The sequence below is a fragment of the Ligilactobacillus murinus genome (assembly GCF_003288115.1).
In the GTDB taxonomy this organism is placed as follows: Bacteria; Bacillota; Bacilli; order Lactobacillales; family Lactobacillaceae; genus Ligilactobacillus; species Ligilactobacillus murinus.
Genome location: NZ_CP023565.1, coordinates 872,386 through 885,634, shown reverse-complemented (window position 1 = coordinate 885,634; position 13,249 = coordinate 872,386). Strand labels below are relative to the sequence as shown.

Annotated in this window: 12 protein-coding genes; 11 read left to right on the top strand and 1 reads right to left on the bottom strand. The window is 40.1% G+C overall.

Going from position 1 to position 13,249, the window contains the following annotated elements:
* Positions 1–167: 167 nt before the first annotated feature.
* From rnz to dltD, 11 genes are all read left to right on the top strand, one after another.
* Positions 168–1,118 carry a ribonuclease Z gene (gene rnz / locus CPS94_RS04425; RefSeq protein WP_112194831.1) on the top strand — a complete coding sequence of 317 codons (951 nt, stop codon included), beginning with the start codon at positions 168–170 and terminating at the stop codon, positions 1,116–1,118.
* Entirely contained in the window at positions 1,118–1,927 is an 810-nt protein-coding gene (locus CPS94_RS04420; RefSeq protein WP_004047332.1) for an SDR family NAD(P)-dependent oxidoreductase, read from the top strand. Before rnz ends, CPS94_RS04420 begins: the two co-directional genes overlap by 1 nt.
* A gap of 19 nt (positions 1,928–1,946) precedes the next feature.
* Complete coding sequence (locus CPS94_RS04415) at positions 1,947–2,261, top strand: LapA family protein (RefSeq protein WP_004047334.1); 315 nt, start codon at positions 1,947–1,949, stop codon at positions 2,259–2,261.
* Between the two features lie 21 nt (positions 2,262–2,282).
* A complete protein-coding gene (recJ, locus tag CPS94_RS04410; protein ID WP_112194833.1) occupies positions 2,283–4,589 on the top strand; it encodes a single-stranded-DNA-specific exonuclease RecJ in 2,307 nt (768 codons plus the stop codon).
* 22 nt (positions 4,590–4,611) lie between these two features.
* Complete coding sequence (locus CPS94_RS04405; RefSeq protein WP_004047337.1) at positions 4,612–5,130, top strand: adenine phosphoribosyltransferase; 519 nt, start codon at positions 4,612–4,614, stop codon at positions 5,128–5,130.
* 151 nt (positions 5,131–5,281) lie between these two features.
* Positions 5,282–5,950: a potassium channel family protein gene (locus CPS94_RS04400; protein ID WP_112194835.1), complete on the top strand. Its 669-nt coding sequence runs from the start codon at positions 5,282–5,284 to the stop codon at positions 5,948–5,950.
* A 188-nt stretch (positions 5,951–6,138) separates the two neighbouring features.
* On the top strand, positions 6,139–6,288 hold the full coding sequence (locus CPS94_RS04395; RefSeq protein WP_004047341.1) for a teichoic acid D-Ala incorporation-associated protein DltX: 150 nt from the start codon (positions 6,139–6,141) through the stop codon (positions 6,286–6,288).
* 11 nt (positions 6,289–6,299) lie between these two features.
* The gene (gene dltA, locus CPS94_RS04390; RefSeq protein ID WP_004047342.1) at positions 6,300–7,832 is read left to right on the top strand and encodes a D-alanine--poly(phosphoribitol) ligase subunit DltA; all 1,533 of its coding nucleotides are present in this window, start codon (positions 6,300–6,302) and stop codon (positions 7,830–7,832) included.
* Positions 7,832–9,028 carry a D-alanyl-lipoteichoic acid biosynthesis protein DltB gene (dltB, locus tag CPS94_RS04385; RefSeq protein ID WP_004047343.1) on the top strand — a complete coding sequence of 399 codons (1,197 nt, stop codon included), beginning with the start codon at positions 7,832–7,834 and terminating at the stop codon, positions 9,026–9,028. Before dltA ends, dltB begins: the two co-directional genes overlap by 1 nt.
* Positions 9,029–9,050: 22 nt before the next feature.
* Complete coding sequence (gene dltC / locus CPS94_RS04380; protein WP_004047344.1) at positions 9,051–9,281, top strand: D-alanine--poly(phosphoribitol) ligase subunit DltC; 231 nt, start codon at positions 9,051–9,053, stop codon at positions 9,279–9,281.
* Positions 9,281–10,552 carry a D-alanyl-lipoteichoic acid biosynthesis protein DltD gene (gene dltD / locus CPS94_RS04375; protein WP_112194837.1) on the top strand — a complete coding sequence of 424 codons (1,272 nt, stop codon included), beginning with the start codon at positions 9,281–9,283 and terminating at the stop codon, positions 10,550–10,552. The genes dltC and dltD overlap by 1 nt, the downstream gene beginning before the upstream one ends.
* 49 nt (positions 10,553–10,601) lie before the next feature.
* Here dltD and CPS94_RS04370 read toward each other — a convergent pair whose 3' ends face one another.
* A complete protein-coding gene (locus CPS94_RS04370; RefSeq protein ID WP_112194839.1) occupies positions 10,602–13,229 on the bottom strand; it encodes a YfhO family protein in 2,628 nt (875 codons plus the stop codon).
* Positions 13,230–13,249: the final 20 nt, after the last annotated feature.

Below are 13,249 nucleotides of genomic sequence, written 5' to 3'. Positions count from 1 at the left end.
ATGTAATATTTTTTATTTAAATCGTTATCGAATACTTAAAAAGAGATGTTCGACTGAGGTTTTGGATAGAGGGTACTTTGTCTACTTGGGGAAATGATGATAGAATATAAAAGGAATAACATGAAAAACTACTTCGGCTTTGCCGATTAGAATAGGAATATCAATTGATGGAATTAGAATTTTTAGGTACAGGTGCGGGCTCACCTGCGAAATTTCGCAATGTATCATCGGTCGCCCTTAAACTGTTAGATGAGGAAAATGCGGTGTGGTTATTTGATGTTGGCGAAGGAACGCAACATCAGATCTTACACACGACGATCAGGCCACGTAAGGTCGATAAGATCTTTATAACGCATTTACATGGAGATCATATCTTTGGACTACCTGGTTTTTTAAGTAGTCGTTCATTTCAAGGGGGAGAAAAATTACACCCACTGACGATCTATGGACCTAAAGGGATCGCTGATTTTGTGAGGATAAGTTTGAAAGTTTCGCAAACACATCTTTCATACCCACTGCGATTTGTAGAATTAACAGACGAAGGTGTGATTTTTGAGGATGATAAATTCAAAGTTTCATTTCAGCGGCTAGATCATCGGATCGAATGTGTGGGTTATCGGATCGAAGAAAAAGATCATCCAGGTGAACTGTTGATCGATAAGTTGCGGGCTGAACATGTTCCTTCGGGGCCGATCTATGGTCGGATCAAGGCTGGAGATGTTGTGACTTTACCTGATGGACGCACGCTTGATGGTAAAGATTACATCGGTGAACCCCAAAAGGGTCGGATCATCACGATCTTAGGTGATACTAGACAAACACCTGGGATCTTAGAATTAGCGCAAGGTGCAGATGTGTTAGTACACGAGAGTACTTTTGGTAAAGGCGAGAGCAAACTAGCACGTAACTATTATCACTCGACGTGCATTCAAGCAGCTAAGATCGCAAATAAAGCGGGTGTCAAGCAATTACTATTGAATCACATTTCGGCACGTTATGTCGGACCTTTAGCAACGCAACTGCAAAAAGATGCTGCAAGTATCTTCAGTAATGTCAAGGTAGTCAAAGATTTTGATGTGATCGATGTTCCATTCAAAAAGAAAGGTGAAAAAAGCTAATGACAGGATATAAGCAATTAAAAGATCTAACGAATCGAGTTGTTTTGATCACAGGAGCTTCTTCTGGTTTAGGCGAACAAGTTGCCTATCAAGTTGCTAAGCAAGGGGCGATCGTAGTTGGGTGTGCTCGGCGCAAAGATAAGCTTGAAAAAGTAATGGCTGTTTGTCGGGCGATCTCTGGGAGATTGGCCTATGCTTACCAATTAGATGTCTCGCATCCGCATCAGATCGAAAAAGTGATCGATGAAGTAGAAGCAAATGTCGGTCCGATCGATGTTTTGATCAATGATGCTGGTTTTGGTTTTATGCGTCAAGCCCTGGACTTTAGAATGGATATTGCCGAAAGAATGTTTCGGGTCAATGTCTTAGGCTTGATGTATGTAACTAAATATACAGCTTTATATATGGCTAAGCGCAAACGAGGCATGATCATCAATGTAGCCTCGATCGGTGGCAAGATCGCAACTCCCAAATCATCGATCTATTCAGCTACTAAAGCAGCTGTGATCGCATATTCAAATGCTTTGCGTTTAGAATTAAAACCTTTGGGGATCGCAGTCTTGACAGTCAATCCAGGTCCGATCAGAACAGCTTTCTTTGAAATTGCCGATGAAACAGGCGAATATATCGATCGGGTCAAGAAAATGTCATTGAATCCAGAGATCGTTGCTGAAAAGATCGTTAAGGCGATCGGGACACGTAAACGCGAGCTCAATTTGCCATATTATATGGAACTAGCGCATCACGGGTATCAAATGTTTCCGTGGCTAGGTGATCATCTGGCTGGCGGGATCTTTAATAAAAAATAATAAAGGATAGGTAAGATCTATGAAAAAACAATGGAGTTTGATCGGAATTTTAGTTTTAGTCTTGGTGATCGTGATCTTTTCATGGTTAAATGTGCAACCTGTGACTGTTAATTTTGGCTTTTCCCAAGTTACGATGCCGTTAGTTGTGATCTTGGTGATCTCATTACTTTTAGGTGTTATTTTAGCAGTTCTTTTCTCGATGACGACTATTTTGCAACAAAAGCAGGAATTAAAACAGGTCAAGAGTAAATTAGAATCTAATCAAGCAATGCGCCGGGCAGATAAAAACATTAAACAAGAGATAAAACACGATACAAAAACAGAAGAAAAGTAGTTAGATGTAGGGGGAAAAATATTGGTTTCAGCAAAATATCGATGGCAAGAAGAAAACCTGGCCCCAACTCCAGCTAGCCAAGCGATCGCAGATGAATTTGGCTTGGCTACTCTAGTGGCTGAGCTGTTAGTGAAGAAGGGATATACGACCGTCGAGGAGGTTCGCAGATTTCTTGAGCCATCAAGTACGAGTTTTTACGATCCATATTTACTATATGATATGCAAAAAACAGTTGATCGGATCCAAGAAGCGATCGTTTCAGGTGAGCATATCACGATCTATGGTGACTATGATGCCGACGGACTGACTAGTACGGCGATCATGTATGAGACTTTGACACAGTTAGGTGCTGATGTTGATTACTATATCCCTGATCGCTTCAAAGATGGTTACGGTCCCAATAAAGACGCATATGAACGTTTGATCGCTAATGGAACTGAACTGATCGTGACCGTTGATAATGGTGTCTCAGGTCACGAGGCGATCACTTTGGCAAATGAAAAAGGTGTTGATGTGCTCGTCACTGATCATCATGAATTGCCCCAAACGCTACCAGATGCTTATGCGGTGGTCCATCCTCGTCATCCTAAAGGAAAATATCCGTTTTGTGATCTTTCAGGAGCGGGGGTAGCTTTTAAAGTGGCAACAGCGCTGTTAGATGAGATCCCACAAGATCTCTTGGATCTAGCGACGATCGGAACAGTGGCTGATCTTGTCTCATTGACAGATGAGAATCGTGCTTTGGTCAAATTTGGGTTGACGGCTCTGGAAAATACCTTGCGTCCTGGATTACTTGCTTTATATGAAGTTGCGGGTGTTGACCAACGAGCGATCACTTCTGAAACGATCGGTTTTTCGTTAGGACCGCGCTTAAATGCGATCGGCCGAATGCAACATGCCCAAAGTGGTGTTGAGCTGTTGACGACATTAGATGATGAGTTAGCGACAGATTTAGCCAAAGAAGCTCAGAGCTTGAACATCCAAAGACAAAATATCGTTGAAGAGATCACAAAGCAGGCATTGCATAAGCTTGAACAAGAACCAAAACATTTGGTCAATGTTGTAGCCGGTTCTGATTGGCACGAAGGCGTCTTAGGGATCGTAGCGAGTCGTTTGGTCGAAAAAACGGGCCGGCCGACTTTGGTGCTCGATATTTCAGATGAAGGGATCGCTAAAGGCTCTGGGCGGTCGATCGAGGACTTCCATCTGTTTAATGCTTTGGATGGACATCGGGAACTGATGACAAGCTTTGGTGGTCATCACATGGCATGTGGATTAGCTCTTGAAGTTAGCAATTTGTCTCAACTTCAAGCGATCTTGGATGAAGAGGCAAAAGCCCAAGAACTTGATTTAACAAAGAAACCTGTTTTGAAGGTGTCAGCTAAACTTAAGGCCAGTGAAGTTACGCTAGATCTGATCGCTTCGTTAGATAAACTAGCACCTTTTGGGACGGATAATGAAGTTCCATTATTTGAGATCATAGACTACCAAGTTGTGCAAGCTAAAGCTCTAGGTAAGACAAATGATCATTTGCGGTTGGATCTAAGTACTGGTAAGACCCAATTAGCAGCCCTAGCTTTTGGTGTTGGTGATAAATTACCAGAATTACTAACTCAGCCTAAGTCATTAAAATTTGTCGCCTCAGTCGATAAAAATGAATGGCGTGGTAACGTTAGTCCACAATTATTGATCAAGGACTTAGCTCAGGCAGTTAAGCCAAAGCCACAAGTGATCATTGAGCGAAGCGAACGATTACAAAAAGAGCAGTTTTTGCGGCCAGCTCTTTATGGCTTTTTCAATGCAAACTTAGCCCAACGTTTTGCTGATCATCTGCCAGCCGGTTCTAAATGTGTCGTTTTTGATCAAAATCTATCTCAATTGACAGCAGATGAAATAGTTTTAGTCGATCTACCACAAAATCTTGCTCAATTGGAATTTGTTTTAAGTAAACTTGATTGCGCTAAAGTCCGGGTTATTTTATACACTAAGGCTAAAAGCGCACCATTACCTGAAAGAACAGCGCTTACTAAAGTGTATAAATTTATTTTTCAAGTAGGACATTTGAATTTAAAAACAGACCTTGATCAAGCTGCAACTCAAGTGGGACTAGAAAAATCTCAACTAGTTTTGGTCTTAAAGATGTTTTTTGAGGCAGGATTTGTTACAATAAAAAATGGAATTTTAGTTGGTGTGAGAAATGCACGTCCACATCGATTAGAAGATACAAATAGTTATCGCACACATGGCCAGCAAATACAAGTCGAAGAGCTAGTTTCGACTAGTTCAGACGAAGAGTTGACTGACTGGTTACTACAACGTTTAGGTTAGTGGCGAGAGAAGGAGTTAAAAAATGGCTTTGGATTTAAATAATTATGTTGAAAGTATCCCTGATTATCCTGAAAAAGGGATCATCTTTCGCGATATTACGCCCCTAATGGCTGATGGTGAAGCCTATCGCCAAGCAACAGATCGGATCGTTCAATTTGCCAAAGATAAGGGCGTTGAAATGGTCGCTTGTCCTGAAGCCCGTGGCTTTATCGTAGGCTGTCCCGTGGCTTATGAATTAGGTGTTGGCTTTGCTCCTGCACGTAAAGCAGGTAAGTTACCACGAGAAACGGTCGAAGCAAAATACGATCTAGAGTATGGTACTTCTGCACTTTACATGCATAAAGATGCGATCAAGCCAGGACAAAAAGTTTTGATCGTTGACGATCTATTAGCAACTGGTGGAACGATCGGTGCTACGATCGATCTAGTTGAACAACTCGGTGGTGAAGTAGTTGGCTGTGCCTTTATCATCGAATTAAAAGATCTAAATGGACGAAAACGTATCAAAGATTATGATACACTATGCTTAATGGAATACTAAAAAGCGAGCCTAGTCAGCTAAAAGTTGACTGGGCTTTTTAGATATTAGATCACTAATGTTAGTAGCAGTAAATAAAATCAAGAAAGGAAAAGCTATATTCTTACTCAAAGTACAGTATTAAAATTGAGCATATTATATAGCAGAAAAACGCATGGAAAAGCAAACATTTGCCGTGATCGGTCTCGGGCGTTTTGGCGGTAGTGTCTGTCAAACACTAGCTGATGCGGGACAAGAAGTTTTGGCGATCGATCATGATGAAGCTAGGGTCAATGATTACAAAGATATTGCGACCCAAGCAGTTGTTGCCGATGCTCAAGACGAAGACATTTTACGTTCGTTGGGGATCAGGAACTTTGACCATGTGATCATTGCGATCGGTGAGGATATTCAAGCAAGTATTTTAGTAACTTTGATGGTCAAAGAACAAGGGGTCAAATATGTAACGGCTAAGGCTCAAAATGAAAATCACGCTAAAGTTCTAGAAAAATTAGGTGTCGATCGAGTCGTCCATCCCGAACGCGACATGGGGGTGAGGATCGGGCGGAGTTTGACCTCTAAAAATATGATCGATTATTTAGATCTAGATTCAAACTTCAAGATGGCTGAGATCTTGATCACTAATCCGCGCTTCTTTGGCCGGTCATTAGCTGAATTGAATTTCCGCGATAAATATAAGCTAAATGTGATCGCAATTGCTCATAGTAAAAGTGAGATGAATCTTCCAGCAGCTGATGATGTATTAGGTCTACATGACAGTATCTTAGTAGCTGGGCCTAAAGATGCGATCGATCAATTTGAAGAATTGATGAATTCTAAGTGAATTTAAAGTATTCTTAATTATTTGACCTTGCTTTTTGGAAAACATTGGTCTTTAATTACTTTAGGACAAGTGCTTGATAAACCAAGTCTTGTGTAATTAATCTTGTAATCTAATATAAGAGTATTGTAATATAAATTAGTTGAGGTAGATTTTACCTACGTATCAATATATAGATTAGGAGAAAAATATTGAAAGAAAAGTGGACAAAGTTTTTTAAAAATGAGTATGTCACATTTGCTTTAAAAACAGTTTTTTATTTTGCTGTTTTATTTGCACTGGTCTATCTCTATAGTTACAGTGGTGTAAATCAACCACACTTTATCTACAACGAATTTTAGGAGTGATTTGTTTGGCAGAAAATTTAATCAAAGCGATCGATCGTTGGGGGATCGAAACGCCAACTAAAATTGCCTACGATTATTTAGGTAAGACTAATACGTATGCTGAGCTCAAAGCATATTCCGATGCTTTAGCTAGTTATTTGCTCAATTTAAACTTACCTAAGGGTGCACCTGTGATCGTTTTTGGAGGGCAGACATTTGAAATGATCGCTGCTTTTTTAGGGGCGGTCAAAGCAGGACATGCTTATATTCCTGTTGATGCTCACTCGCCATTAGAACGGATCAAAGTTATAAATGAGATCGCCCGTCCAGTGGCTTGTATCGCAGTTGAAGAGTTGCCATTAGAATTGGGAACATTGCCCGTCGTTACACCAGCTAAATTGGCAGAAGTTTTTGCGACAAAGGCTACATATGAGGCGTCAGAAAATTATGTTGCTGGAGATGATAACTTCTATATCATCTTCACCTCTGGAACTACGGGGGTACCAAAGGGCGTTCAGATCAGCCATGATAATTTAGTAAGTTTCAACACTTGGATGCAAACAGATTTTGGTTTAGCTAGTGATGGTATCTGTTTATCACAACCACCATATTCTTTTGACCTCTCAGTGATGGACCTCTATCCAACTTTGACAGCTGGGCGTCAGTTGACAGTTTTACCTAAGGAAACAACGGATAACTTCAAGGAGTTATTTGCAGTTTTACCTAAATTGCATGTAAGTGAATGGGTCTCGACCCCCTCATTTATGGATATTTGTCTACTGCAACCGACTTTTGATGCAAAGAATCTTCCTGAGTTGACGCATTTCTTCTTCTGTGGGGAAGAATTGACACATAAGACAGCGGCGACGTTAAAACAACGCTTTCCTGAAGCTAAGATCTATAACACCTATGGTCCAACTGAAGCGACTGTGGCTGTCAGTGCAGTTGAGATCACAACTGAGGTCTTGGAAAAATATCCTCGGTTACCGATCGGCCAAGCTAAGGCCGATACCACCATCGCGTTGATCGATGAAGCTGGTAAACCAGTCGAACAAGGGCAAAGTGGTGAGATCTTGATCGCAGGTCCAAGTGTTTCAAAGGGATATTTGAATAATCCGGAAAAAACAGCGCATGCATTTGTTGAGTTTGAGGGACGCCCAGCGTATAAGACTGGTGATCTTGGACAGTATGATGAAGCTGGTCAATTGTTGTATAAAGGGCGGATCGATTTTCAGATCAAGTTACACGGATTTAGGATCGAACTAGAGGATGTTGATCATCATTTAGATAAAGTGAGTTATGTTGCTCAAGCTACGACGGTCCCACGGTATGGCAAAGATCATAAAGTCAGTCAATTGATCGCTTATGTGGTCAAAGATGAGACAAAGACAGCTGATTTTGAGAGTGACTTCAAGCTAACACAAGCGATCAAGCAAGAACTCTTAGAAACGATGATGTCATATATGATGCCTCAAAAATTTATTTACGTCGATTCATTACCGTTGACTGCTAACGGAAAGATCGATCGCAAATCTTTGATGAAAGAGGTTAATGACTGATGCTTAATATGCAACCGTACCAAGATCCGACCTATTTTGTATTACTGGCGATCGGTCTATTGCCGATCATGGTAGGACTTTTATACGGTCGACGCTTTAGAGTTTATGAAACGATCATCTCATTTCTATTTTTATTGCTGACCTTTGGAGGCGTAAAGTGGCAACAAGGGGTAGCCTTGATCGGATATATTATTTTTGAACTTTTGCTGATCTATGGGTACCTTGCTTATCGTAAACGTAAAAATGCTTCTTGGATCTTTAATTTGACTGTCATTTTGTCGATCCTCCCCCTAGTGATCGTTAAGATAGCACCAGTCATGAATAATGGGCGTGAATCGATCATTGGCTTTTTAGGGATCAGTTATTTAACCTTTAAGGCGGTGGGAATGATCATGGAGATCAGAGATGGGATCATCAAAGAAGTTGGACTAAGTGAGGTTGTACACTTCTTGCTCTTTTTCCCAACGATCTCATCTGGACCGATCGACCGTTACCGCAGATTTTTAGGTGATTATAAAAAGGTCCCCGCACGTGATAAGTATTTAGCTTTGTTAGATAAAGCTATGTGGTATATCTTTTTAGGGTTTGTCTATAAGTTTTTACTGGCATATCTATTTGGGGTCGTGATGTTGCCTAAGATCTCAGCCTTGGCCTTAGCACACGGTGGCTGGTCATGGTGGGTGATCGCATATATGTATACCTATTCGATGGATCTGTTCTTTGATTTTGCAGGTTATAGTTTATTTGCAGTTGGGATCAGCTATATCATGGGGATCCAAACACCGATGAACTTTAACAAACCATTTATTGCTAAGAATATCAAGGATTTCTGGAACAGATGGCATATGACTTTGTCGTTTTGGTTTAGAGATTACATTTACATGCGGTTAGTCTTCTTTATGATGAAAAAGAAATTGCTCAAAAGTCGGATCGCGATCGCCAATGTCGGCTATTTGACGCTCTTTTTGATCATGGGCTTTTGGCATGGGGTAACTTGGTATTATATCGTCTATGGCTTGTATCATGCAGTGGCGATCAATTTGTGTGATATGTGGCTACGCTTTAAAAAGCGCCATAAAGAGAAGATACCACACAACAAATTTACTGAAGCTTTAGCTATTTTTATCACATTCAATGTAGTTTGCTTTAGCTTCTTGATTTTCTCAGGTTTTTTGAATACACTATTTTTTGCATAGATAATTTTTGGAGGTTTTAAACATGAAAGATACAGTATTGGATATTTTAGAAGATTTAACAGGTAGCGATGAAGTAAGAAACGATCTAGACATCGATATCTTCGAAACTGGTCTTTTAGACTCAATGGGAACAGTACAAATGTTATTAGAATTACAAGCTCAATGTGGCGTTGACGTACCAGTTTCTGAGTTTGAAAGAACTGAATGGAACACACCTAACAAAATTATCGCGAAAGTAGAAAGTATGCAATAATGGACGTAAAAAAGAAGCTCTTTAAGATCTTCGGTCCGATCATTTTGGCGGCTGTTTTATTGACGCTCTTGTTGATCTCACCATTTAATTTTCGTAAGATCAACGATAAGACAGTTGAAGTAGCTGCCTTGTCCCAGTCAAAGAATGTTTTTAAGGGGACAGTGGTAAAACAAAAAGCTTTAGAAGAAAATTACGTTCCATTTTTTGGTTCTTCGGAATTATCGCGAATGGATGCCTTTCATCCAGCTACATTAGCTAGTCACTATGATCGCAGTTACCGCCCATTTTTACTTGGGGGACCAGGATCGACCTCACTTTCTCAATTTTTTGGGATGCAAGGGATCAATCAACAGTTAAAAAATAAAAAAGCTGTGATGATCATCTCACCACAGTGGTTTGTACCTAAAGGAACCGATCCCGGAGCCTTTAGTCTATACTATTCCAATCTTGAAGCTGTTACGTGGTTGCGTCAAGCACAAGATGACCAGATGGACCGCTTTGCGGCTAAGCGTCTGTTGCAGATGCCATCAGTCCAAAATGATGCGATCTTAAAACAAGCGATCCAAAAAGTTGCAGCCGGTCAAGAATTATCTAGTTCAATGAAGATATATCTTGATTTGAAGTACAACCAATTGCAACACGAAGATGAATTGTTTTCGACATTGGCCTTAAAGGATAATACGCAAAGGATCGCTAAAGTTGCAAAAGTCTTGCCAGATAAGTATGATTTTGAACAACTTGATGCGATCGCTTATAAGCTAGGGCAAGCAAACACAACCAATAATCCGTTTGAGATCAGTAATAAATTTTTTGATAAAAATTTACGCAAAAAATATAAGAAGCTAAAGGGCAAACAAAGCAAATACAGCTATGTAAGATCACCTGAATTTGCTGATTTCCAATTAGTCTTGAATCAATTTGCTAAAGATAATACTGATGTGATCTTTGTGATCCCACCAGTAAACAAACACTGGTCAGATTATACTGGCTTATCACAAGAAATGTTGCAAGATTTTAACCAAAAGATCACGTATCAGTTGCGTCAACAAGGTTTCAATAATATCGTTGATCTTTCTAAAGATGACGGTGAGAGATATTTCATGCAAGATACGATCCACTTAGGTTGGCGTGGGTGGTTGAAGATGGATCAAGCAGTAGCACCATTTTTGACTAAAGAACAACTAAAGCCAAAATATCAGATCGATAATTACTTCTACAGTAGATCTTGGCAACAGCTCGATGGTAAAGACCTAGATCAAGTAACAAGATAAAATAAAACGCATCTAATCCAGTTGTTTTTACTGTATTAGATGCGTTTTTTTAAGCTTTAGTTTCTCGTATATCTAGTGTGAAAACTAGCACTAATGAAACTAAACTAAGTACGATTCCCAAGTATAAGCCTGGTGGAGTGAAGGTCAAAGTTACTTGATGTTTACCTTGGCCGATGTCAAAACCAACGAAGGTATCTTGGATCTTGTAAGTTTTGACGGGTTTTCCATCAACTTTTGCTTGCCAGCCTTTACTATAAGGGATAGTTGTAGCAAAGAGCTGGTTTGACTTAGTGATATCGATCTTACCTGTTAATCTGTGAGCGGTAGCTTTTGTAAGTTGCCAAGAGTTTTTTTGGAGTTGCTTTAGTTTTTGTTCAACTAGGGATCTATCCATGCGATAGAGAACGAAATTCTCCAACCAAAGGCTATTTTTTTTGAATTTAGCGGTAATAACGGCTTCATCGTCACTACCAGATACGGTTGGATTTAAAACGACTGTATGTCTGAAGGTCTTATAGTAAGGATATTCCTTGCTACCTAAATACCAAGTAGCAGAATCACCGTCGAGACTAGCACCAAGTGTCAAGTAGTAAGGGTCATCAGTCTCAGGCGTGAATTTAAAGATGATCTGAGCTGGTTTAGCCAAGTCGGTCTTTTTGAAAAAGGCGCCAGTAAGGTTGGTCTGCTTTTTGGTATTTTGAAAGACGACTTCATTAAAATTAGCGGCATAAAAATATTTAGTCGTATTAGCTGAGCCAGTCGCTGCATTTAGCCAATTGGTCTGATAGGTCAATGGCTGATCGTAGAGAACTTTGAGCTGCTTTAATTTTTTATCAGCACTATAGCCAAGTCCGATCGCATAAGGGTTTTGATAGATCCTGGTTTGAGCAGTTTGGGCACGTAAGGCATAAAGCTTGGTATCGGGACGATAACTAGTAACATTAAGGTCGACCTTAGCTGAGGAGCTCAAGACAAGTTCAGCTTTATCTTTAGCTTGAAGGAGGTACTTCATGTCGAGCAACGAATCGCTGATCAAAGTCCCGTTATAGTAACCCACATAGTTGTCGCCATCGGGTTGCCCCAATTGACCATAAAAATCAGGGATGCTTTTTTCAAGTGCAGAGCTAAAATAAGAACCTGTTTTTAAATCATGCGCAAGGCCATCATCTTTAGTCCGACTATAGAGTTGAGCGGTCCGATAAAAGCCAGGATCTAATTGCGTCAACTTTTTTTGGTCTTGGGCGATGACTTTAGTTGGCCCGGCAAACTCAGCTTGGGTCAAATAGCTGATATTATTGAGCGAATAAGTTGTATTAGCTAACATTTCAAAGCATACCAATAAAAAGATGACTAATGGTGTTAGTCGTTGATTGAGCGGTGTCTTCTTGACCGTCAAGACAAGCAAGAGCAAAACGTTGAAGAGAGCTGTGAATAATATGACTTGTTTTGATACATAGTCAAAACTCTTAGAATTAAAATAAACATAGCTCAAACCAGCTGTAAAGATCCCCAAGCAGATCAAAGCTTGGTGGGGTTTAAGGCGAAATTGATTTTCTTTGAGAGCCAAAGCGGCTAAGAAGATCATCCAAAAACTAACGATAAATGAAAAACGGTATGGATACCATACGGGAAATTGCATCCCATGCCACAATAGATCAAGTGGTTCAAAGCATAGAGAAAGCCAAAGAAATACGCTCACTAAAAAGGCAGCTAATTTTGGACGCCATTTGATCTTTAAGCTGATAAAATATAGAAATACTCCGATCAAAGCAAGACTACCGATAAAAAGATTCGGGAATCCTTTAGGCATTTGCTCAAAATTAAATGCCCCGATCACAAATTTTGAAAGCATCTTTAGCGGAGCATATTCAAAGTGTGATTGGAAACTTTTTTCGGTGTATTGTCCCTTGCTAGTGACCAACGAATAATAAGTTGGCACAAGGACAAAGGCCGAGATGCCGACCGCTAGAAGGGAACGACTTATAAAAAGGTAAAGCTGTGACCAAAACTTTTTGAGACCCGAAAAGTATGCTGTTTGGTACCAAGCAAAAAATAAAACTAAAAAAAGACAGATCATGTATGCCATGTAATAATTGATGATCATCATTGCTGCCAACCATAAGACATAGGCGAGACTGCGCTTTTTTTGTAAGAGACGATACAAAGCTGAGATGATCAACGGTAAAAAGATCGGTGCATCTAGCCAAAGCATATTCAATTGGTTAGCGATCATCCAACCCATCAAAGCATAGCTGGTAGCAAGAGCGGGGATCATCCATTTATTTAATTTGAGTTCATTTTTGAGTAACCGCCCAAAAGTATAGCCAGCGCACCCGTATTTTAACAGTAAGATAAGCAAGCATCCAGCTGTTAAATATTTGCCGGGAAAAAAGACAAATAAGAGATTAAATGGACTCAATAGGTAATAGGCAGCTTCACCGATCATCGGGCCCCCTAAGGCTTTTGAAAATGAGTAAAATAGTTCACTCGGAGAATGCAGCAAGGTATGGCGAAAATAAGCAAAAAAGTCGACATATTGCTGTCCTAGATCGACTGTCAACACACTGGAGCTGCCAAAGGGATAAAAGCCACGGTAGATAAAATACCCAAGCATGAGCAATACTGGAGTCCAAAAGCTCAAGCCGAGGGGATAGTGTTTTTTGAGATATTCTTTCATATCTAGCGTGATCCTTTCGA

Excerpts from the sequence above, each read along its gene's own strand:
- rnz (WP_112194831.1), top strand. The coding sequence starts at position 168 with ATGGAATTAGAATTTTTAGGTACAGGTGCGGGCTCACCTGCGAAATTT.
- CPS94_RS04420 (WP_004047332.1), top strand. The coding sequence starts at position 1,118 with ATGACAGGATATAAGCAATTAAAAGATCTAACGAATCGAGTTGTTTTG.
- CPS94_RS04415 (WP_004047334.1), top strand. The coding sequence starts at position 1,947 with ATGAAAAAACAATGGAGTTTGATCGGAATTTTAGTTTTAGTCTTGGTG.
- CPS94_RS04405 (WP_004047337.1), top strand. The coding sequence starts at position 4,612 with ATGGCTTTGGATTTAAATAATTATGTTGAAAGTATCCCTGATTATCCT.
- CPS94_RS04400 (WP_112194835.1), top strand. The coding sequence starts at position 5,282 with ATGGAAAAGCAAACATTTGCCGTGATCGGTCTCGGGCGTTTTGGCGGT.
- dltB (WP_004047343.1), top strand. The coding sequence starts at position 7,832 with ATGCTTAATATGCAACCGTACCAAGATCCGACCTATTTTGTATTACTG.
- dltC (WP_004047344.1), top strand. The coding sequence starts at position 9,051 with ATGAAAGATACAGTATTGGATATTTTAGAAGATTTAACAGGTAGCGAT.
- dltD (WP_112194837.1), top strand. The coding sequence starts at position 9,281 with ATGGACGTAAAAAAGAAGCTCTTTAAGATCTTCGGTCCGATCATTTTG.
- CPS94_RS04370 (WP_112194839.1), bottom strand. The coding sequence starts at position 13,229 with ATGAAAGAATATCTCAAAAAACACTATCCCCTCGGCTTGAGCTTTTGG.